Here is a 23,436-nt window from a genome sequence, read left to right as displayed (position 1 = left end):
ACAGTCAGGAGAGACTTAATGGCAACGGCACCAATTACTAAGAAACTTAAAAAAGCAAAAGGGCCGGCGAGTGGCGCAGCTGCAGCAGGACAAGTTCAATCATTAAGTCGTGGATTAACACTATTGGAATATATTTCCGAATCGACAGGGGGAATTGCCCTCACTGACCTTGCGATGCAAGCTGGCTTACCCAACTCAACAACACATCGCCTTTTAATGACTTTAGAACAACATGGTTTTGTTCGCCAAACTGGTGATTTAGGCCTATGGGTTATTGCTTCTCATGCTTTTATCATTGGTAGCAGCTTTTTAGAGAGTCGTAATTTGTTAGCCCTCGTCCACCCAATACTACGCCGCTTAATGGATGAATCGGGGGAAACTGTCAACTTAGCTATCCTAGACCATACAGAGTACGATGCCGTCATTGTTGACCAAGTACAATGCAATGCGCTAATGAGAATGTCAGCACCAATCGGAGGAAAACTGCCATTACACGCCTCGGGGGCAGGCAAAGCATTCATTGCTAACTTACCAGAAGACAAACTGGTTCCACTTTTAAGCCGTAAAGGTTTACATGCTTATACGCCTTATACATTAACTAACCCATCAGCTTTAAAAGAGAATTTACAACAGGCTAAAAAGCAAGGTTTTTCTTATGATGACGAAGAGCATGCATTAGGGTTACGCTGTATTGGGGCTTGTATTTATGATGAACACAAAGAAGCTTTCGCAGCCATTTCTATTTCAGGCCCATTATCACGTATCACTGACGACCGTATTACTGAATTAGGCGCTATGGTTATCAAAGCCGCAAAAGAAATAAGCCATGAATATGGCGCAAACCGCTAGCTAAACAGTGAAAGTGAAATACAAAGCAACCTGTATTTCACTTAACCTTACAAAGCTTTTTACTGCCCTCTAATCACCTTGCTGATTTGTTGAAATAGTAGGCAACTTCAGAGTCTTTTCAAATAACTTAAATTTTTGCATATCACGGTACTTTTCAATGAGTGCCAACGCGATAGCCTCTGTTTCAGCGTCCGCTTGTCCTTCAATATCTCGCGGTCGGAAATGCAATTGGAAAGCACGCAATGTTTTTTTCGTCTGTGGATCTAACTTACCTGATAGCGGGATTGTTGAATATCCATAAAAATTAAGCGCTTTTTGAATTCGTAACACGCTTGCGGGTTCATTGGCATTACGCCCCGCCAGAAATTTAGTGACTGTTTTTGGGTCAGGCCAAGCCCCTATACCATGTTGAGCAAGACGTTGCCATGGAAATGCCTTGCCTGGGTCCTGCTTGCGCAGTGGTGCGATATCACTGTGACCAATAATATTTTCTGGGGGAATACTATAGCGCTGCATAATATCTTGGATGAGAGGTATCAATGCCACAATTTGCGCTTCATTGTAAGGAGCCCACAGTTGCTTTCCTTTAGCATCCTTTTGTCCCCCTGCATTAACGATTTCAATTCCAATAGAAATATCATTCAAACCATTATGCTGTAGCCAATAACTTTCACCTGCATGCCATGCTTTTAATGATTCGGGAACGAGTTGTAATACAACAGGCTGGCCATTTTTAGTTTCAGGTACACTCGGTATGAGGAAATGGGAGCTCACTTTGCCTTGCGTTAGTGTGGCTATGGAACGCGCATCATCGGAAACGGTGTAGTGAATAATGACATATTGAATGCGCTGACTACTATTTTTTGATGGGTAACGGTTATCAAGATAGTAACCTTTGTTCGAGGCCGAACAGCCTAATAATAGTAAAAAAGCAAACAATATCCCTATATATTTGAACATCAAACCATAGCCTTACTCTATTATTCATTAAGCTTTATTTAAGCATTGTGTCGTCTGCAATACTATCAATTTTCATGCACCAACAACATCACAATGCTTATTCTTTTTAGAAAAATAGATAATAGAAAATGAAATAAATGTTTAAATACATCATGTTAAAACCTTTTTAGCTCATATTAGAAACAAAAAAGGTTTTCTTATTAACGAAAAACATCCCCTTCTATTAAATGGTAGGGAACATTGGAAAAAGTAGAGAGAGAAGCGCCAGAAAAAATTATAATTATGATCACTAATAAGCTCCCCCTCCTTAAAATAGAGACATATTGAATTGATTATTCTTATTTCTAGAATTTAATTTTTAATTTTAAGTAGTTACCATAGAAATATTTTTTTCGAGTACTATGCAAAATTAATCGTCTAATTCTCTATAACGTATAAGTTATAACCTATTTTTTATACTAGGCATTTTTAAAGGGAATAAATTATTCATAAAATGTTATAAAAAGAAAATAAAAATTATCTTGCTTAGGTTATCGCTAACTCATTTTTTTCATACTCAACCTGCTTAGCAATGATTTTAGTAATCTCATTAATATCAATATCTAAAAAAATTACAATTTCAATTAGTTTATCTAAACTCAACTTATTAATACCTAACTCATATCGTGATACTTGCTGTTGGCTCAAATGAATAATCGAACCCAGCTCATTTCCTGATAACCCTTTACTCACTCTAGCCTTACGTAAATGATTACCTAGTAATGCATAAATATTTTTCTTTTTAGCTATATGCATAACCATCTCCTAAATGTAAATAAGAAAAATAATTTAGCTAGTATTATTCATTATAAAATTAATCATAACTATTTAAAATAGTTATGAGCAATCAAAGATAACAAGATTGATAGACAAACATCATTTTTATATACAAAAAAAATGAGGAAAATAATATATGTAAAGTAATCCATTGCTTTATAAAAGTTTTTTTATTTTTATAATTAAATTACATTTCTATATGTTTTTTTTGATCAAATCGATAATTTAATATACTTTTACATTTTAAATGTTACTAGAAATAATTAGTAACCAATAAAAATAATTATCTGTTTTTTATTATTAAATAATTTTCACTCTATATGTTAAATTTTTACATACGCAAAAATTGTGTTTTCCCTTTTTTATATCAAAAAACAGATTAATAATTTATCTTATTATTATAATATTCTCTATAGTCAGGCTAATAATCTGATTTCGGCCTAAAAACAACAATCCCGGCCTTCCCTTTTAAGTAATCGTTCAGTTCGATATCAATAACCTGAAGATTTCTACGTAGTGAAGAGGCATTTCTAAATATTGTTTTATTACCTCTACGTATTACAACACCCACATGACTTACATCTAACCCATTATCCTTTGAATAAACGCCGATGTAATCCCCTACATTTAATCTCAATACTAAATCATCATCCACATATTTAACTGGAATATAGTTTATTAGTCTACTTTTAACAGGCAAGCCTGATATATATCGCTGATTATAATTTTTCAAATTAAGTTGTTTATTTACCCGAATAAAGTGTGGGCTTATTTCACTAGTAATATCTACCACTATCGCCTCAGGTTCTTGCGCCCAATCAGAGAAAAAATGCCGCCGATGTTTAAATGTAATATTTTGGTTGATATAACGAATATTGATTAAATTTGAAACAAATTGCTCGTAATTGTTAGAACGCTTAAAAGCCTCGATGTACTCTATGAATGTCATACAGTCCATCTCCTTCAAATTAATCACCAATTCTTCAGGTGATAGCGGACTCATATTCAAAGTTTGTTTATTGTAAGGTGTAGTTAAAAAATATCGGGTCAATACATCAATTTTTTCTGCTTGTGACGCATTCTGTAACTGCATTGCCGTTTGTTCATTAAAAACTTCAGTTAAAATTTTATATGACCCCGAAGCTAAGATAACCTCAGCCCTAACAAAATTTGCCAATAACAATATAAATGCAGCTATAACTAGCCTTAACATCCTGCCGCTCTTCTCATGAATACAACCTAACCTTCGACAATCATCTAATTGAATTTTGATGATAAAATCATCAACTAAGCCACTATAGCATGCTTATTTGTCTATTTCCTACCCTGTCCACACCATAATATAAATTTGATTCAGATCACAGATAGCTTCGAATATTCATTTTCTATATTGCAACTCCTCCGCTTTCATTGAACAATGTTACCGGTAACATTGATGCTATAGTTCACAAGTAAATAACGATAGGCACAACCCGAATTGACTTGCAGTTTGATTCATCTTTTTACTGCACTATGGAGCAATTATCATGAGCATGACCACCTCTAAAGAGACAAATCCTTCAGTGATCAATAAAGAACTTGATCGCATCACTCAACGTATCATTTCTCGTTCACTGAAAACTCGAGCTGCTTATCTCAAAAAAATAGAGCAGGCTCGTTGTATGACCGTCCATCGAGCATCACTCGCTTGCGGTAACCTTGCCCATGGCTTTGCAGCATGCCAAAGCGAAGAAAAACAAATTCTTAAAAGCATGACTCGCTCTGATATTGCAATCATCAATTCCTACAATGATATGCTTTCTGCTCATCGTCCCTACGACAAGTACCCTGAACAACTCAAAAAAGCATTATTAGAAGCTGGCTCAATTGGCCAAGTCGCTGCGGGTGTCCCAGCAATGTGTGATGGCGTAACCCAAGGGCAAGATGGGATGGAACTATCGATGCTAAGTCGAGATGTCATTGCCATGTCAACTGCCATTGGCCTATCCCATAATATGTTTGATGGTGCGCTCTATTTAGGTATTTGCGACAAAATTGTTCCAGGCTTAATGCTTGGCGCACTTTCATTTGGTCACCTTCCTGCAATATTTGTCCCAGCAGGTCCAATGGCAACAGGCTTACCAAATAAAGAAAAGGTTCGTATTCGCCAGCTGTATGCTGAAGGCAAAGTTAATCGACTCGCTTTATTAGAAGCCGAAGCCGCCTCTTACCATGGGATCGGCACCTGTACTTTTTACGGTACTGCCAACTCGAATCAAATGATGATGGAGGTCATGGGGTTACATCTACCCGGTGCGTCATTTGTACCACCTGACTCTCCACTACGGGATGCATTAACAGAGGCTGCCGCACGACAAATTACGCGTTTAACTGAACAATCGGGCCAGTACTTACCTATCGGTCAACTGGTTAACGAAAAAGTTATTGTCAACGGTATCGTCGCATTGCTCGCGACGGGAGGCTCAACTAACTTAACCATGCATCTTGTTGCTATAGCAAGAGCCGCAGGGATCATTATCAATTGGGATGATTTTTCCGATATTTCAGCTATTGTTCCACTTATTTGCCGTATCTATCCTAATGGCCAAGCGGATATCAACCAATTCCAAGCCGCAGGTGGCGTAGCTTTGCTTATCCACCAGCTATTACAAAAAGGTTTATTATATAACGATGTCCATACCGTAGCAGGATTCGGGCTGGAACGTTATACCATGGAACCTTGGCTAAATAATGGCCAACTTGAATGGCGAGAAGGCCCTAAATCCTCGTTTAATCCTGATGTTATCGCTGAAATAGAACACCCATTCTCACCTCATGGGGGCACAAAATTACTTTCTGGTAACTTAGGGCGTGCCGTGATGAAAACATCAGCAGTTCCTGAAGAAAATCAAGTTATTGAAGCTCCAGCAGTCGTATTTAACAACCAAAATGAGATTGCATCACACTTTGAAGCAGGTGAGCTTAATAAAGATTGTATTATTGTTGTCCGCTTCCAAGGGCCATCCGCGAATGGCATGCCTGAACTTCATAAACTCATGCCTCCTCTGGGTGTACTTATGGATAAAGGCTACAAAGTCGCGTTAGTTACTGATGGTCGCTTGTCCGGAGCATCCGGTAAAGTACCATCTGCAATTCATGTCACCCCTGAAGCTTATAATGGTGGGTTGTTAGCAAAAGTAAAAAATGGCGATATCATTAGGGTAAATGCATTGACTGGAGAATTACAATTACTAGTTGATGAAGAAGAACTCAATAAACGCCAACCCTTCGAGGCTGATTTAACTGCTGAGCGTAGTGGTTGTGGAAGGGAGCTTTTCGGTGCATTAAGAAGACATTTATCAGGTGCCGAAGAAGGTGCTTGTAGTATTGATTTTTAATCTATTTTCATTGAATAGGAATAGAAAATGAATAATTGGAAAATGACCGCTGAAAGCGTATTAAAACAAGGCCCTGTCGTCCCTGTTATTGTTATCAAAAAATTAGAACAAGCGGTTCCTCTTGCAAAAGCATTAGTCAAAGGTGGCATTAGAGTGTTAGAAGTCACTTTACGTACGGAGTGTGCTATCGATGCTATTCGCCTCATTGCAAAAGAAGTGCCTGAGGCTATTATTGGCGCAGGTACTGTTATTAATGCAAAACAACTCGCTGAAGTTACTGAAGCTGGAGCACAATTCGCAATTAGTCCCGGTTTGACAGATGAATTACTCAATGCAGCAACCAAAGGAGATATTCCTTTAATCCCTGGAATTTCAACTGTTTCTGAACTTATGCTTGGTATGCAATATGGCCTGAAAGAGTTCAAATTTTTCCCAGCGGAAGCCAATGGTGGCGTTAAGGCGCTAAAAGCCATTGCGGGCCCTTTCTCACAAGTCAAATTTTGCCCAACCGGTGGAATATCGCTAGATAATTACCTTAACTATTTAGAATTAGATAGTGTTCTGTGTATTGGTGGCTCTTGGTTAGTGCCTGAAGAGGCTTTGAATTCAAGCAATTATGAAAAAATTACCCAACTTGCTCAAGAAGCTGTACAAGGCGCAAAAAAATAGCATTCCCGAAAAACGACTCAATGCTTGCTAAGTCGTTTTTAATTGCCTTTAATTAATACGTAACTATTCCCATTAGTTGCGTATTATAGTTATGCAACCTCACTGAATTTATGGCAAAAACGTAATTCCTCACGATAGGCATAAACATCTTCTACGCGCCCCGCCAAAATTCTATTTTGTAACTTTTGCCAATAATCTGCGGAAAATAAATCTGCATGATATTGTTGCAAGTAATGACGAATTTTCTCATTTTGGCAAATAAAAGAAGCAAACTCTTCAGGGAAAACATCTTGCTCACTAATGCTATACCATGGCTCACTAGATAATTCTTGCTCAGGGTATAATGGCTCAGGAATTTTACGAAAATTCACCTCTGTCATATAACAGATTTCATCATAGTCATAAAAAACAACGCGGCCATGACGCGTTACTCCAAAATTTTTAAACAACATATCTCCGGGGAAAATATTCGCAGCCGCTAATTGTTTAATCGCCCAGCCATATTCATTTAATGCATTATGTAATTGCGCGTCAGTGGCATTATCCATATAAATATTCAATGGGATCATCTTTCTTTCCATGTACAAATGACGAATCAATATGTTATCGCCTAAATCTTCAATTTGAGATGGAACCTCTTTCAATAATTCCGCCATTAACTCATCGCTGATGGAAGACTTACTAATCACAAAATTTTCAAACTCTTGGGTGTCAGCCATACGGCCAACTCTATCGTGCTCTTTAACCAAACGATAGCATTCTAAAACTCGTTCTCGTGTTACTTGCTTTTGTGGCGCAAATTGATCCTTAATAATTTTAAAAACACGATCGAAAGAAGGGGACGTAAAGACTAACATCACCATTCCTTTAACACCTGGTGCAACGGTAAATTGCTCTCGTGAAAAATTAATATAGGCGAGATATTCTCTGTAATACTCTGTTTTTCCATGCTTTTGACAACCAATTGCCATATATAATTCAGCAATTGACTTACTGGGTAAGATCTCCCTCAACCAAAAAACCAGTGCTGCTGGAAAAGGGGCATACACCATAAAATAGGACCGAGCAAAACCAAATACAATACTGGCTTCATCAAACTCAGTTAAACACGCATCAATATAAATGCGCTGACAATCATCATGATGAATAGGAAGTAAGAATGGGTGAACCTCATCATTAATATAAATTTTACCAACTAGCCAAGCAGCCTTATTACGGTAAAATAACTCATTTGCAATATGAAAACTGACTTTTTGGGTTTCAATATCAGGAAATTTTGTTTTCAATACATTGATAATACAATGAATATCTAAATCCAAATTACGCCACTTTAGCCTTAGTGGTAACCCACTTAATATTGTGAACAATAACCCCTCTAAATTATTATTAACAAAGTATTCGCGAGCTAGTGGCCTAGGAGAAACAGAAAAACGCCTTGCAGGCTGGGATGTAAAAATAAATAAGTTATCTTGTGTAAGCTCCCGATGCTGAAATAACCGGCAGTAAACTGAATTAAAGAAGCTTTCTGCTATTTCAAACCTTGGATAATCTGGTAATAAGGTTTTATAAACATTTTTTATTTGAGCCAGTTTATCGGGTGTTAAAGATTGAACTAGCCCCATAAACTGTAGCTGAGCGACAACTAAACCAACATGGTGATCATACAGTTGAATTCTTCTTTTCATCGCATGCTGAATTGCATGCCAATCTGCCTGCTCAAACCTTTCTTGTGCACCTGAGGTTATCTCAAGGAAACGACCATATTGAGCATCAAAACCCTGTAAAATGGTCTGAGCTATTATCTGTTCTGTCGTCAATATCATAACCACTCCTATAAGAATACAGACTTATTTTGAATAAAAAACAGGCACTAAACGTGCCTGAAAAATTAACAGATACAGCTAACCAACAGAAACACCGATTGAAAGGGAAACAATCTGACTAGAATTGCTCTTCTTCAGTCGAGCCAGTTAATGCTGTCACTGATGAAGTGCCACCTTGAATAACTGTTGTCACTTTATCAAAATAGCCTGTTCCTACCTCCTGTTGATGCGAAGAGAAAGTATAACCTTTATTAATTGCAGCAAACTCACACTCTTGGACTTTTTCAACATAATGCTTCATGCCTTCACCTTGTGCATAGGAATGAGCTAAGTCAAACATGTTGAACCACATACTGTGAATACCTGCTAACGTAATGAATTGGAAGCGGTACCCCATTGCTGAAAGCTCATCTTGGAATCGTGCGATCGTGCTGTCATCTAAATTCTTTTTCCAATTAAATGAAGGAGAGCAATTGTAAGCTAATAATTTACCAGGGAATTTAGCATGAATAGCTTCAGCAAACTGTCTTGCCGCTTCAAGGTCAGGTTTTGACGTTTCACACCAAACAAGGTCTGCGTAAGGTGCATAAGCTAACCCACGACTAATTGCTTGCTCAATTCCTGCTTTAGTTCGGAAAAAACCTTCAGAAGTGCGTTCCCCAGTAACAAATGCCGCATCATAGGCATCACAGTCAGATGTTAGAAGATCTGCTGCATCAGCATCGGTTCTAGCAACTAAAATAGTTGGCACACCTGAAACATCCGCCGCTAAACGAGCAGCAACCAGTTTTTGAATCGCCTCTTGGGTAGGCACAAGAACTTTCCCCCCCATATGGCCACATTTTTTAACCGCGGCTAATTGGTCTTCAAAATGAACCGCAGCTGCTCCAGCTTCTATCATATTTTTCATGAGTTCGAAGGCATTTAATACGCCACCAAAACCCGCTTCCGCATCCGCGATAATAGGTAAAAAATAATCAATATACTCTTTGTTGTCAGGGCCAATACCATTCGCCCACTGAATTTGGTCTGCCCGACGGAATGTATTATTAATTTTCTTAACTACCGATGGTACTGAATCGACAGGGTAAAGTGATTGGTCCGGGTACATACTCGATGATGTATTTGCGTCCGCCGCTACCTGCCAACCTGATAAATAAATAGCTTCAATACCAGCTTTCGCTTGTTGTAGCGCTTGCCCACCCGTTAAGGCTCCCAGTGCATTTACATAACCTTTCTTTGAACCACCATGTAATTGATCCCAAAAGCGTTCTGCACCTTTACGTGCTAAAGAGTGTTCGATATGCACAGAACCACGCAATTTCACCACTTCTTCCGCTGTATATGGGCGAGTAATACCTTTCCAACGTGGTTGTTTCCATTCATTTTCTAATTGGGCAATTTGTTCTAAGCGCGATGTTGTCATGATCCACTTCCTTTATAAGAATATGTAGGGTTTATCGAATTTTTTATTCACGATAATTAATCTAATAATTGGTATCCAGGGATAGTTAAGAATTCTATAAGCTCATCCTGTGTAGTAATCCGCCTCATCAGTTCTGCAGCCTCACGGAAACGGCCACTTTGAAAACGCTTATCACCAAGTTCTTTTTGGATAACCTGTAACTCTTCATCTAACATTTCTTCAAATAATGCCTTAGTGACTTTTTCACCGGTGGACAAGGTTTTACCGTGGCGGATCCACTGCCAAATTGAAGTGCGTGAAATTTCTGCTGTCGCAGCATCCTCCATCAAACCATAGATAGGTACACAACCATTCCCTGAAATCCATGCTTCAATATATTGCACAGCAACGCGAATATTAGCCCGCATCCCCGCTTCAGTTCGCTCACCGGCACAAGGTTCTAATAACTGGTCAGCTGTAATTTCTTCATCGAAATCACGAGATACATGTAACTGGTTTTGGCGCTCACCAAGTGCTTGATTAAACACGTTCATAACGGTATCCGCTAAACCTGGGTGTGCAATCCAAGAGCCATCATGGCCATTTCTCGCTTCTAGTTCTTTGTCTGCTTTTACTTTCGCTAGAATAGTTTCATTTTCTTCGGGGTCCTTGCTCGGTATAAAAGCAGACATTCCCCCCATCGCAAATGCTCCACGACGGTGGCACGTTTTAATTAATAAGCGTGAATAGGCACTTAAAAATGATTGTGTCATTGTGACAACTTGGCGGTCTGGCAATACTCGGTCAGCATGCTCTTTCAATGTTTTGATATAACTAAATATGTAGTCCCAACGCCCACAATTCAGCCCCACAATGTGGTGACGCATGTGATATAAGATTTCATCCATTTGGAATACAGCAGGTAATGTTTCGATCAGTACAGTTGCTTTGATCGTGCCCCGAGGTATACCCACGGAGTCTTCAGCCAGACTAAAAACATCGCTCCACCATTTTGCTTCCTGACAAGACTCAAGTTTTGGGATATAAAAGTAAGGACCACTCCCTTTTTCTAATAACGCTTGATAGTTATTAAAAAAGTAAATAGCGAAATCAAACAGGCCTCCAGGAATAGGCTTACTTCCTGATAAAACATGTTTTTCATCTAAATGAAGACCACGAACACGAGCAATCAAAACTGCTGGATTTGATTTTAATTGGTAAACCTTTCCATTTTCGTTGGTATAAGAAATATCACCGCGGATCGCATCCCTTAAATTGATTTGGCCATCGATCAATTTTTCCCATGAAGGTGAAAGGGAATCTTCAAAATCTGCCATAAATACTTTTACATTGGCATTTAAGGCATTAATAACCATTTTACGTTCAACCGGACCCGTAATTTCGACACGGCGATCTTGTAAATCTTCAGGGATACTTTGAATTTTCCAATCTGATTTTTTTATGGAATCAAATTCTGAAATAAAGTTAGGTAAAGAACCAGCATCTATCTTTTGCTGTCTGACCTCTCTATCTTTTAATAATTTTTCTCGGCGAGGAAGAAACTCTTCAACTAGTTTAGAAAGAAATGCAATAGAATCAATATGTAACACTTGTCTTTCAAACTGTTCAATATTCTTTGTGAATGTTAATTCCGATATAGATAATTGCTGCTCCATCGACCAAACCCTCATTCATCGTTGACTATGAAATAAGCATAAGATCAAATCAGAAATAAATCAAAAACGATTTCCATTTTAATTAAAAAGTAAAATATCTTATTGATAATAATGAATTTTAAATAAGTTTCCAAATTGATTAATCATTCCTTTAACTAGTCAAAAATGTTAAATAGTCGTTAAATCAACTAATTATAGAAAACTGTATTTTTAAAATTTTTCTTTGAAAACAAAAAAAGCAGCTAATAAATAGCTGCTTTCAGACTAACTGTGGTACCACTTTTACTATATAAGCCTAACTTTAACTGGTATAACCAGTAAAAATACTTATCTTATTATAATTTTTAAATTTATATTTCTTTTTTTAATCTAACGTTGGTTCCATATTAGTAAGATCAAAAGGTGTGATCTGATACACATAATAATTCAACCAATTTGAGAACAACAAGTGCCCATGACTACGCCAGCTCACGAGCGGAGGGTTGCTGGGATCATCATTTTTAAAATAATTGCATGGGATCTGAGGAGAAATTCCAGCATCTAGATCACGCCAATATTCTTGTGCAAGGGTGTCCCCATCATATTCGGGATGGCCTGTCACAAATGCTAAGCGTTTATCTTTTGACCCAAATAAATAAGCACCAGCCTCCTGTGAACTTGCTAAAATCTCTAGATCAGTGTGCTGGCGAATAAGGTCTTCCGGAAAATCAGCGTAGCGAGAGTGAGGTGCATAAAATGATCCATCAAACCCTCTAGTGAGTAAAGCATACGGCTCTAACGTATCATGCTGATAAATACCAGATAGTTTTTCTTCTCTAGTCCATTTTGGTAAGTCATACAAGACCTTTAAAGCCGCTTGTACAGCCCAACAAACGAAAAGGGTTGATGTCACATGTTGTTTCGCCCAAGCTATCACCCTTTCTATTTGTTGCCAGTATAATACGTCATTAAACTCAACCAGACCTAACGGAGCTCCCGTTACAATTAAGCCATCAAAGTTTTGATCCTGTATATCCTCAAAATCGCAATAAAAGGTATTTAAGTGCTCCGTTGGGGTATTCTTTGATTCTCGCTGGTCAATTCGTAATAGTTGAATATCAACCTGTAATGGTGTGTTTGACAGCAAACGCAGAAACTGGTTTTCAGTTTCTATCTTTTTCGGCATCAAATTGAGTATTAATACTTTCAAGGGACGGATCTCTTGATGACTTGCTCTTGTTGTTGTCATAACAAAAACATTTTCTTCTCTCAAGAAATTAACTGCCGGTAGTTCATCTGGTAAACGAATAGGCATCATTCATCCCCCTTTTATCTGTTTATACGTTTAGACTTCTAGAATGCTAAATAATCTAACTAATGTTATCCGTCTTGTCGAGCCTTTCAAGGTTAAATGAAATAATTTCAAGCACTGTAACTTATAGTTTATTTCTAATAATTATATACAGCTATTAACCTTCTTATCTTCAATATATTGTATTAGTGATTACTACTTTTATTTGCCATAAGCTATTAGCAATTATTCTGTGAATTATATTTAAGATACTGTTATTTGATTGGGCTCTTAGCCTAGCTACTATACTGACTTCCAAATTATGATGACGATTTAAATTCAATTAAAATATTAAACCGAAGTTGTTACTCACTACTTTGCATTTAGAATATCTATTCGTCACACCAATACAACCGCTTATCCCCCATTGCTTCTCCTAACTCCTGCCACCCCACCTTCACCAACAGCCACCATCCCCTTCAACAAGTGAGTTGTTACTTACTACTTTGACTCAAGTGGTGTCATTCATCATCGTGATGGGCAAACACCTAATCCACAGTACTCATTTGATATTTTTAAAGTTATCTTTTCCGCAAAACAACAAGTGAGTTGTTACTTACTACTTTGACTCAAGCGGTATCATTCATCACAGTGATGGGCAAACATCCAATCCACAGTACTCTCGTGATATTCTTAAAATTCCGCTACCCTAAACAATCTGTGAGCTGTTACTCACTACTTTGTATTCACAATATCCATTCAGCGCACCAATACAACCGCTCCCCTCCATTACTTCTCCTAGCCCCTGTTATCCCACCTTCACCAACAGCCACCGTCTCCTTCAACAAGTGAGTTGTTACTGACTTCTTTGATTCAAGCTATGTCATTCATCACCATGATGGGGAAACACCCAATCCACAATATTTATTTGATTTTATTAAAATTTCGCTACCCTAAACAATCTGTGAGCTGTTACTCACTACTTTGCATTCACAATATCCATTCAGCGCACCAATACAACCGCTCCCCCTCCATTACTTCTCCTACCCCTGTTATCACACCTTCACCAACAGCCACCGTCTCCTTCAACAAGTGAGTTGTTACTGACTACTTTGGCTCAAGCGATGTCATTCATCACCGTGATGGGGAAACACCCAACCCACAATATTTATTTGATTTTATTAAAATTTCGCTACCCTAAACAATCTGTGAGTTGTTACTCACTACTTTGCATCACGCACTCTCATTAATGATGGTGATAGATAGAGAGAGCCCTAAAAGTAGCTAAAAGAGATGAAGAGAGGATTAAAATTAGGGATTAAAACATTAAGGAGCTAAGAAACTGAGGAACTGAGGAACTAAAACTTAGGCACCCCACCTAACCTCAACATCCACTGTTTTTCTTTTTTTCTCCAAACGCAAAAAAGCCACCCTATGGGTGGCTTTCTCACTAATTTAATGTCTGGCAGTTCCCTACTCTCACATGGGGAGACCCCACACTACCATCGGCGCTACGGCGTTTCACTGCTGAGTTCGGCATGGGGTCAGGTGGGACCACCGCGCTATTGCCGCCAGACAAATTCTGTTTTGTTCCCGTTTAGTTTTTTCTTCACTAAACCAGAACCTCAATCTCAAACAAGCTGCGTGTCCTTCACCTTTCGGCTTCTCACTTCTCGAAAACAACTCTATCTCTCTAAAACACCTTCGGTGTTGTCAGGTTAAGCCTCACGGTTCATTAGTATTGGTTAGCTCAACGTATCGCTACGCTTACACACCCAACCTATCAACGTCTTAGTCTTAAACGTTCCTTTAGGACCCTTAAAGAGTCAGGGAAGACTCATCTCAAGGCAAGTTTCCCGCTTAGATGCTTTCAGCGGTTATCTCTTCCGCACTTAGCTACCGGGCAATGCCATTGGCATGACAACCCGAACACCAGTGGTGCGTCCACTCCGGTCCTCTCGTACTAGGAGCAGCCCCTTTCAATCTTCCAACGCCCACGGCAGATAGGGACCGAACTGTCTCACGACGTTCTAAACCCAGCTCGCGTACCACTTTAAACGGCGAACAGCCGTACCCTTGGGACCTACTTCAGCCCCAGGATGTGATGAGCCGACATCGAGGTGCCAAACACCGCCGTCGATATGAACTCTTGGGCGGTATCAGCCTGTTATCCCCGGAGTACCTTTTATCCGTTGAGCGATGGCCCTTCCATTCAGAACCACCGGATCACTAAGACCTACTTTCGTACCTGCTCGAGCCGTCACTCTCGCAGTCAAGCTGGCTTATGCCTTTGCACTAACCGCATGATGTCCGACCATGCTTAGCCAACCTTCGTGCTCCTCCGTTACTCTTTGGGAGGAGACCGCCCCAGTCAAACTACCCACCAGACACTGTCCGCACCCCAGATAATGGGGCAACGTTAGAACATCAAACATTAAAGGGTGGTATTTCAAGGTTGGCTCCACGCAGACTGGCGTCCACGCTTCAAAGCCTCCCACCTATCCTACACATCAAGGCTCAATGTTCAGTGTCAAGCTATAGTAAAGGTTCACGGGGTCTTTCCGTCTTGCCGCGGGTACACTGCATCTTCACAGCGAGTTCAATTTCACTGAGTCTCGGGTGGAGACAGCCTGGCCATCATTACGCCATTCGTGCAGGTCGGAACTTACCCGACAAGGAATTTCGCTACCTTAGGACCGTTATAGTTACGGCCGCCGTTTACTGGGGCTTCGATCAAGAGCTTCTCCTTACGGATAACCCCATCAATTAACCTTCCAGCACCGGGCAGGCGTCACACCGTATACGTCCACTTTCGTGTTTGCACAGTGCTGTGTTTTTAATAAACAGTTGCAGCCAGCTGGTATCTGCGACTGGCTTCAGCTCCATGAGTAAATCACTTCACCTAATGCCAGCGTGCCTTCTCCCGAAGTTACGGCACCATTTTGCCTAGTTCCTTCACCCGAGTTCTCTCAAGCGCCTGAGTATTCTCTACCTGACCACCTGTGTCGGTTTGGGGTACGATTAATGATAATCTAGAGCTTAGAGGCTTTTCCTGGAAGCGGGGCATGAGCTACTTCATCACCGTAGTGACTCGTCGTCGGACCTCAGCATGTAGTGAACCGGATTTGCCTAATTCACCTGCCTACATCCTTAAACCGGGACAACCGTCGCCCGGATAGCCTAGCCTTCTCCGTCCCCCCATCGCAATTATCACCAGTACGGGAATATTAACCCGTTTCCCATCGACTACGCATTTCTGCCTCGCCTTAGGGGTCGACTCACCCTGCCCCGATTAACGTTGGACAGGAACCCTTGGTCTTCCGGCGTGCGGGTTTTTCACCCGCATTATCGTTACTTATGTCAGCATTCGCACTTCTGATACCTCCAGCATGCCTCACAGCACACCTTCACAGGCTTACAGAACGCTCCCCTACCCAACAATATCTAAATATCGCTGCCGCAGCTTCGGTGCATAGTTTAGCCCCGTTACATCTTCCGCGCAGGCCGACTCGACCAGTGAGCTATTACGCTTTCTTTAAATGATGGCTGCTTCTAAGCCAACATCCTGGCTGTCTGAGCCTTCCCACTTCGTTTCCCACTTAACTATGACTTTGGGACCTTAGCTGGCGGTCTGGGTTGTTTCCCTCTTCACGACGAACGTTAGCACCCGCCGTGTGTCTCCCGTGATAACATTCTTCGGTATTCGTAGTTTGCATCGAGTTGGTAAGTCGGGATGACCCCCTAGTCGAAACAGTGCTCTACCCCCGAAGATGAGTTCACGAGGCGCTACCTAAATAGCTTTCGGGGAGAACCAGCTATCTCCCGGTTTGATTGGCCTTTCACCCCCAGCCACAAGTCATCCGCTAATTTTTCAACATTAGTCGGTTCGGTCCTCCAGTTAGTGTTACCCAACCTTCAACCTGCCCATGGCTAGATCACCGGGTTTCGGGTCTATACCCTGCAACTTATTCGCCCAGTTAAGACTCGGTTTCCCTACGGCTCCCCTATACGGTTAACCTTGCTACAGAATATAAGTCGCTGACCCATTATACAAAAGGTACGCAGTCACACCCTAAAGGTGCTCCCACTGCTTGTACGTACACGGTTTCAGGTTCTATTTCACTCCCCTCGCCGGGGTTCTTTTCGCCTTTCCCTCACGGTACTGGTTCACTATCGGTCAATCAGGAGTATTTAGCCTTGGAGGATGGTCCCCCCATATTCAGACAGGATAACACGTGTCCCGCCCTACTCGTCGAGTTCACAACACTAACACCTTCGGATACGGGGCTATCACCCTTTACTGCCGGACTTTCCAGACCGTTCTCCTGATGCTAATGCTGATTAAGACTCTGGGCTGCTCCCCGTTCGCTCGCCGCTACTAGGGGAATCTCGGTTGATTTCTTTTCCTCGGGGTACTGAGATGTTTCAGTTCCCCCGGTTCGCTTCGTTTGACTATGTATTCATCAAACGATAGTGCAACGAATTGCACTGGGTTTCCCCATTCGGAAATCGTCGGTTGTAACGGTTCATATCACCTTACCGACGCTTATCGCAGATTAGCACGTCCTTCATCGCCTCTGATTGCCTAGGCATCCACCGTGTACGCTTAGTCGCTTAACCTCACAACCCGAAATTGTTTCAACGTTCACATTACTGTCATGGCTGTGCGTGGTGAACTTCTTCGTTGGGCAGTGCTCGCAATGCTCACGTACCTAAGTACGCTGCGCTTGCTGTGCGCTGTCCGCCTTGAATTTCACACTGCTCGCGCATGCCGCTCGAGTTTGTGACCGAAAATTTCAGGTCTGAAATTTTGAGAGACTCTCACATTGTTTAAGCGATAAACAATGTGCGTTGTTTTCAATTTTCAGCTTGTTCCAGATTGTTAAAGAGCATAATTGTTAAACCAACTACAATATAATTGGCTTAATCATTATTGGGGACATCGTCTTTCACTCGATATCGGCGCAATTGGCGTCCCCTAGGGGATTCGAACCCCTGTTACCGCCGTGAAAGGGCGGTGTCCTAGGCCTCTAGACGAAGGGGACACGAAAATCACAAAAACTTTTGTGCTTTCATGTAAGTCCTATTCTCGCGAATAAGTCTCCCACGTAAAGCCATTGCTCTACTTTCTATCAGACAATCTGTGTGAGCACTTCACAAAAACACTTCAATGGTAAGGAGGTGATCCAACCGCAGGTTCCCCTACGGTTACCTTGTTACGACTTCACCCCAGTCATGAATCACAAAGTGGTAAGCGCCCTCCCGAAGGTTAAGCTACCTACTTCTTTTGCAACCCACTCCCATGGTGTGACGGGCGGTGTGTACAAGGCCCGGGAACGTATTCACCGTAGCATTCTGATCTACGATTACTAGCGATTCCGACTTCATGGAGTCGAGTTGCAGACTCCAATCCGGACTACGACGTACTTTATGAGTTCCGCTTGCTCTCGCGAGGTCGCTTCTCTTTGTATACGCCATTGTAGCACGTGTGTAGCCCTACTCGTAAGGGCCATGATGACTTGACGTCATCCCCACCTTCCTCCGGTTTATCACCGGCAGTCTCCTTTGAGTTCCCGACCGAATCGCTGGCAACAAAGGATAAGGGTTGCGCTCGTTGCGGGACTTAACCCAACATTTCACAACACGAGCTGACGACAGCCATGCAGCACCTGTCTCAGAGTTCCCGAAGGCACCAAAGCATCTCTGCTAAGTTCTCTGGATGTCAAGAGTAGGTAAGGTTCTTCGCGTTGCATCGAATTAAACCACATGCTCCACCGCTTGTGCGGGCCCCCGTCAATTCATTTGAGTTTTAACCTTGCGGCCGTACTCCCCAGGCGGTCGATTTAACGCGTTAGCTCCGAAAGCCACTCCTCTAGGGAACAACCTTCAAATCGACATCGTTTACAGCGTGGACTACCAGGGTATCTAATCCTGTTTGCTCCCCACGCTTTCGCACCTGAGCGTCAGTCTTTGTCCAGGGGGCCGCCTTCGCCACCGGTATTCCTCCACATCTCTACGCATTTCACCGCTACACATGGAATTCTACCCCCCTCTACAAGACTCTAGCTGACCAGTCTTAGATGCCATTCCCAGGTTAAGCCCGGGGATTTCACATCTAACTTAATCAACCGCCTGCGTGCGCTTTACGCCCAGTAATTCCGATTAACGCTTGCACCCTCCGTATTACCGCGGCTGCTGGCACGGAGTTAGCCGGTGCTTCTTCTGTCGGTAACGTCAATCGCTGATGATATTAGCATCAACGCCTTCCTCCCGACTGAAAGTACTTTACAACCCTAGGGCCTTCTTCATACACGCGGCATGGCTGCATCAGGCTTGCGCCCATTGTGCAATATTCCCCACTGCTGCCTCCCGTAGGAGTCTGGGCCGTGTCTCAGTCCCAGTGTGGCTGATCATCCTCTCAGACCAGCTAGGGATCGTCGCCTAGGTGAGCCATTACCTCACCTACTAGCTAATCCCATATGGGTTCATCCGATAGCGCAAGGACCGAAGTTCCCCTGCTTTGCTCCTGAGAGATTATGCGGTATTAGCTACCGTTTCCAGTAGTTATCCCCCTCTATCGGGCAGATCCCCATACATTACTCACCCGTCCGCCGCTCGTCAGCGAGAAGCAAGCTTCCCCTGTTACCGCTCGACTTGCATGTGTTAGGCCTGCCGCCAGCGTTCAATCTGAGCCATGATCAAACTCTTCAATTAAAAGTAGCTTGATGCTCAAAGAATGTTTACTGTCGTATGTCTTCTTGCGAAAACATATTACCTATTAGTTCATATATATGAATTAACGTGTTAGTCACTCTTCAAGACTTAAAATCAAATATTTTTTTGATAGTGTCCTGTGAGTGCCCACACAGATTGTCTGATAAATTGTTAAAGAGCGTTGCAGCTTTTCTTTATGAAAACCAACCTTTCGGTCGTTGCTGCGAGGAGGCGTATATTACGTTTTCCTCCGTGAGAGTCAAGCAATTTTTTGCTTTTTCTTTTTCAGAATCTCTCGCTGCCGTTTCAGTGTTCATCGCGCTTTGCGTTGTCTTGTTCCCGGTCAGTGGATGCGCATTATAGGGAGTCAGAAAAATCTGGCAACCCCTTTTTTGCATTTTTTTATTCAACTGCTGCATTACACAGCAAAACCCCTACTTATACCGACTTATACACGAAGTTATCCACAACATGAAAATAATTTAAAAATTATCGCGCATTACGCAAACGTTTGCGTTACAATTGGCTCGAAATTTCGGCATTGATTTTGTTTTTATGTTCTGAAATTGTTAGTGACTTATATATTGTTATAGGGAAAGCTGGCCAATTCCGCTTTGCTTTCATCAATAGATATAATAGGTATATAAGAAAAGCTCTTTGAGTTTTTACTGACTGATATTCGTTATTGCCTTATTTATTCAAATCCAAGGGATCTATCTCATGCAACTGCTTCGTCCTATTCGTCGTGCCCTGCTTAGTGTGTCTGATAAAACAGGGGTTGTTGAATTCGCTAAGGCGTTATCTCAACGTGGTGTTGAGCTTCTATCTACTGGCGGTACTGCAAAGTTACTTGCTGAGTCAGGACTAAACGTAACTGAAGTTTCAGATTACACTGGGTTTCCTGAAATGATGGATGGTCGAGTGAAAACATTGCACCCAAAAGTGCATGGCGGAATTTTAGGTCGTCGCGGTACGGATGATGCCATTATGCAACAGCATGATATTGCCCCTATCGATATGGTCGTTGTTAATCTGTACCCTTTTGCCCAAACAGTGGCAAAACCAAATTGCACCCTTGAAGATGCTGTAGAAAATATTGATATCGGCGGCCCAACCATGGTGCGCTCCGCGGCTAAAAATCATAAAGATGTAGCAATTGTGGTAAATAGTAATGACTATCAAACCATCATTGATGAAATGGATAACCACGAAAACTCGCTAAATTGGTCGACTCGGTTTGACCTCGCAATAAAAGCTTTCGAACACACTGCTGCTTATGACAGCATGATTGCGAATTACTTTGGTGAATTAGTTGCCCCTTATTATGGTGATACGACCCAACCTTCTGGCCGTTTCCCTCGCACCTTGAATTTAAATTTTATAAAAAAACAAGACATGCGTTATGGAGAGAACAGCCACCAAGATGCTGCTTTTTATATAGAAGAAAACCCAAAAGAAGCTTCTATTGCAACTGCACAACAAATTCAAGGTAAAGCCCTGTCTTATAATAATATCGCTGATACCGATGCGGCTCTTGAGTGTGTTAAATCATTCGAAGAACCTGCTTGTGTAATTGTCAAACATGCTAACCCTTGTGGTGTCGCTATCGGTGATTCTATTCATACAGCTTATGATAACGCATTCAAAACTGACCCAACGTCTGCTTTTGGTGGCATTATCGCGTTTAACCGTCAATTAGATAAAGAAACCGCTCAAGCGATCATTGACCGCCAATTTGTAGAAGTCATTATCGCGCCTTCTGTTGCTAAAGATGCATTGCCTATTCTTGAGACTAAACAAAACGTTCGCGTACTTGAATGTGGCGAATGGAGCAAACCAGTTGCAAGTTTAGACTTTAAACGCGTGAATGGCGGTTTATTAGTGCAAGACCGTGACTTAGGAATGGTTGAAAAAGAAGAACTTCGCGTTGTGACTAAGCGCCAACCAACTGAACGCGAGCTAAAAGATGCGTTATTCTGTTGGAAAGTCGCAAAATTTGTGAAATCCAATGCTATCGTTTATGCCAAAAATGATATGACTATCGGTATTGGCGCAGGGCAAATGAGCCGTGTGTACTCTGCAAAAATTGCAGGTATTAAAGCCGCAGATGAAGGCTTAGAAGTCGCTGGCTGTGCAATGGCTTCAGATGCCTTTTTCCCATTCCGCGATGGTATTGATGCCGCCGCTGCTGTTGGAGTAACTTGTGTGATCCAACCAGGTGGTTCTATCCGCGATGAAGAAGTGATTGCTGCTGCAAATGAACATGGTATTGCAATGCTTTTCACTAATATGCGTCATTTCCGTCACTAATTATTAGGAGCCTAGTAATGAATATTTTGATTATTGGTGGCGGTGGCCGTGAACATGCCTTAGCGTGGAAAGCGGCTCAATCCCCTTTAGCAAATAAAGTGTATGTTGCCCCGGGCAATGCAGGCACAGCATTAGAACCATCCCTTGAGAACGTTAATATTTCTGCGACAGATATTGATGGGCTGCTCCAATTCGCTAAAGAAAAGCAAATTGGTTTAACGATTGTCGGCCCTGAAGCACCATTAGTTATTGGTGTTGTAGATGCATTTAAGGCTGCTGGCTTAACTATTTTTGGCCCAACCAAAGGTGCTGCTCAGCTTGAAGGCTCTAAAGCATTTACTAAGGACTTTTTAGCTCGCCATCATATTCCTACCGCGGCCTATGAAAATTTTACTGATATTGAACCTGCTTTAGCTTACTTAGATAAAGTCGGTGCGCCAATCGTGATCAAAGCAGATGGTCTTGCAGCGGGGAAAGGCGTTATCGTAGCCATGACTCTGCAAGAAGCAAAAGAAGCTGTTCATGACATGTTAGCGGGGAATGCCTTTGGTGATGCAGGACATCGTATCGTGATCGAAGAGTTTCTTGATGGCGAAGAAGCGAGTTTCATCGTTATGGTAGATGGTGAAAATGTCATTCCAATGGCAACTAGCCAAGATCATAAACGTGTCGGTGATGGTGATACAGGTCTAAATACAGGTGGAATGGGCGCTTACTCCCCAGCTCCTGTTGTGACAGATGAAATACACCAGCGCGTGATGGAACAAGTTATTTATCCAACTGTTAAAGGCATGGACCAAGAAGGAAACCGCTATCAAGGCTTCTTATACGCTGGATTAATGATTGATAAAGCAGGTAACCCAAAAGTTATCGAATTTAACTGTCGTTTTGGCGATCCTGAAACTCAACCTATCATGATGCGCTTGCAATCAGATTTAGTCGCTTTATGTTTAGCGGGGGCGAAAGGTGAGCTGGCAGGTAAAGATTCATTATGGGATGAGCGCCCTGCTTTAGGGGTAGTAATTGCTGCGGGTGGTTACCCAGGTGACTACCACAATGGCGATGTAATTTCAGGTTTACCAACCACCGAAGCGGCTGATAGCAAAGTTTTCCATGCGGGTACTCGCATGAAAGATGGAGAAGTCGTGACTGCCGGTGGTCGCGTCCTATGCGTAACAGCATTAGGTAATGATATCGCTAAAGCGCAAGCCAAAGCTTATGAAGTGGCAAAAACCATTCACTGGAATGATAGCTTCTACCGCAACGACATCGGTTACCGCGCTATTGCTCGCATAAAATAATACAAAGCACCAAACCATTTACTGAGCTGATAAGAGGATACTTTTATCAGCTTTTTTATTGTTGTTTGTACTATCAAACAAGCACTCTAAGGATTTCTGTTCGTAGCTAGACGGCAAGGTGACTAGGCTAAGTCACCGCGGCCAACAATGCTGAAGGTCGAAAGGCTACGAGTTGACGAGCAAAAATATCGGCTCTAAGTATTTCAATTCAGAGCTAGGCGGCAAACGAAGATATCTTAGGGAGCATACATAAGTATGTGACCTAA

Annotated in this window: 13 protein-coding genes, 1 tRNA gene and 3 rRNA genes; 5 read left to right on the top strand and 12 right to left on the bottom strand. The window is 41.7% G+C overall.

The features are described from left to right. Window positions 1-18 precede the first annotated feature (18 nt). On the top strand, window positions 19-849 hold the full coding sequence (gene iclR, locus PZ638_RS01955) for a glyoxylate bypass operon transcriptional repressor IclR (protein WP_036958355.1): 831 nt from the start codon (window positions 19-21) through the stop codon (window positions 847-849). Between the two features lie 69 nt (window positions 850-918). Here iclR and PZ638_RS01950 read toward each other — a convergent pair whose 3' ends face one another. The 3 genes from PZ638_RS01950 to PZ638_RS01940 form a co-directional block, all read right to left on the bottom strand. Then, a complete protein-coding gene (locus tag PZ638_RS01950) occupies window positions 919-1,809 on the bottom strand; it encodes an N-acetylmuramoyl-L-alanine amidase (RefSeq protein WP_094962865.1) in 891 nt (296 codons plus the stop codon). A 525-nt stretch (window positions 1,810-2,334) separates the two neighbouring features. Further along, complete coding sequence (locus PZ638_RS01945; RefSeq protein ID WP_231136087.1) at window positions 2,335-2,604, bottom strand: helix-turn-helix domain-containing protein; 270 nt, start codon at window positions 2,602-2,604, stop codon at window positions 2,335-2,337. A gap of 442 nt (window positions 2,605-3,046) precedes the next feature. Beyond that, window positions 3,047-3,838 (bottom strand): N-acetylmuramoyl-L-alanine amidase-like domain-containing protein, encoded by a 792-nt coding sequence (locus PZ638_RS01940; protein ID WP_206277862.1) that lies wholly within the window; start codon window positions 3,836-3,838, stop codon window positions 3,047-3,049. A gap of 319 nt (window positions 3,839-4,157) precedes the next feature. Between PZ638_RS01940 and edd the strand changes: the two genes are divergently transcribed. Then, window positions 4,158-6,002, top strand: a complete 1,845-nt coding sequence (edd, locus tag PZ638_RS01935) for a phosphogluconate dehydratase (protein WP_414703354.1) — start codon at window positions 4,158-4,160, stop codon at window positions 6,000-6,002. 27 nt (window positions 6,003-6,029) lie between these two features. Next, on the top strand, window positions 6,030-6,671 hold the full coding sequence (locus tag PZ638_RS01930) for a bifunctional 4-hydroxy-2-oxoglutarate aldolase/2-dehydro-3-deoxy-phosphogluconate aldolase (RefSeq protein WP_272674524.1): 642 nt from the start codon (window positions 6,030-6,032) through the stop codon (window positions 6,669-6,671). Window positions 6,672-6,760: 89 nt separating this feature from the next. Here PZ638_RS01930 and aceK read toward each other — a convergent pair whose 3' ends face one another. From aceK to PZ638_RS01885, 9 genes are all read right to left on the bottom strand, one after another. Further along, window positions 6,761-8,494 (bottom strand): bifunctional isocitrate dehydrogenase kinase/phosphatase, encoded by a 1,734-nt coding sequence (aceK, locus tag PZ638_RS01925; protein WP_094962868.1) that lies wholly within the window; start codon window positions 8,492-8,494, stop codon window positions 6,761-6,763. Between the two features lie 118 nt (window positions 8,495-8,612). Beyond that, a complete protein-coding gene (gene aceA, locus PZ638_RS01920) occupies window positions 8,613-9,920 on the bottom strand; it encodes an isocitrate lyase (protein ID WP_004261346.1) in 1,308 nt (435 codons plus the stop codon). Between the two features lie 56 nt (window positions 9,921-9,976). Continuing rightward, a complete protein-coding gene (aceB, locus tag PZ638_RS01915; RefSeq protein WP_164454919.1) occupies window positions 9,977-11,575 on the bottom strand; it encodes a malate synthase A in 1,599 nt (532 codons plus the stop codon). Window positions 11,576-11,939: 364 nt separating this feature from the next. After that, window positions 11,940-12,869, bottom strand: coding sequence for a homoserine O-acetyltransferase MetA (metA, locus tag PZ638_RS01910; protein WP_094962873.1), 930 nt, complete (start codon window positions 12,867-12,869; stop codon window positions 11,940-11,942). A 1,436-nt stretch (window positions 12,870-14,305) separates the two neighbouring features. Beyond that, a 5S ribosomal RNA gene (gene rrf, locus PZ638_RS01905) occupies window positions 14,306-14,421 on the bottom strand. Window positions 14,422-14,559: 138 nt separating this feature from the next. Next, window positions 14,560-17,465, bottom strand: a 23S ribosomal RNA gene (locus tag PZ638_RS01900). 349 nt (window positions 17,466-17,814) lie between these two features. Beyond that, a tRNA-Glu gene (locus tag PZ638_RS01895) sits at window positions 17,815-17,890 on the bottom strand. A gap of 129 nt (window positions 17,891-18,019) precedes the next feature. Continuing rightward, a 16S ribosomal RNA gene (locus PZ638_RS01890) occupies window positions 18,020-19,559 on the bottom strand. Together the 16S, 23S and 5S rRNA genes with 1 tRNA gene alongside form the textbook arrangement of a ribosomal RNA operon. Window positions 19,560-19,753: 194 nt before the next feature. Next, entirely contained in the window at window positions 19,754-19,978 is a 225-nt protein-coding gene (locus PZ638_RS01885; RefSeq protein WP_144140726.1) for a hypothetical protein, read from the bottom strand. Window positions 19,979-20,279: 301 nt separating this feature from the next. On the opposite strand from PZ638_RS01885, the gene purH reads away from it, so the two are divergent. Both purH and purD read left to right on the top strand, forming a co-directional pair. Further along, window positions 20,280-21,869, top strand: coding sequence for a bifunctional phosphoribosylaminoimidazolecarboxamide formyltransferase/IMP cyclohydrolase (purH, locus tag PZ638_RS01880; protein WP_004264527.1), 1,590 nt, complete (start codon window positions 20,280-20,282; stop codon window positions 21,867-21,869). Window positions 21,870-21,886: 17 nt separating this feature from the next. Beyond that, window positions 21,887-23,170 carry a phosphoribosylamine--glycine ligase gene (gene purD / locus PZ638_RS01875; RefSeq protein ID WP_206277596.1) on the top strand — a complete coding sequence of 428 codons (1,284 nt, stop codon included), beginning with the start codon at window positions 21,887-21,889 and terminating at the stop codon, window positions 23,168-23,170. Window positions 23,171-23,436: the final 266 nt, after the last annotated feature.

This window comes from Providencia hangzhouensis (assembly GCF_029193595.2).
Classification (GTDB): Bacteria; Pseudomonadota; Gammaproteobacteria; order Enterobacterales; family Enterobacteriaceae; genus Providencia; species Providencia hangzhouensis.
This window is presented reverse-complemented; position numbering and strand designations above follow the sequence as displayed.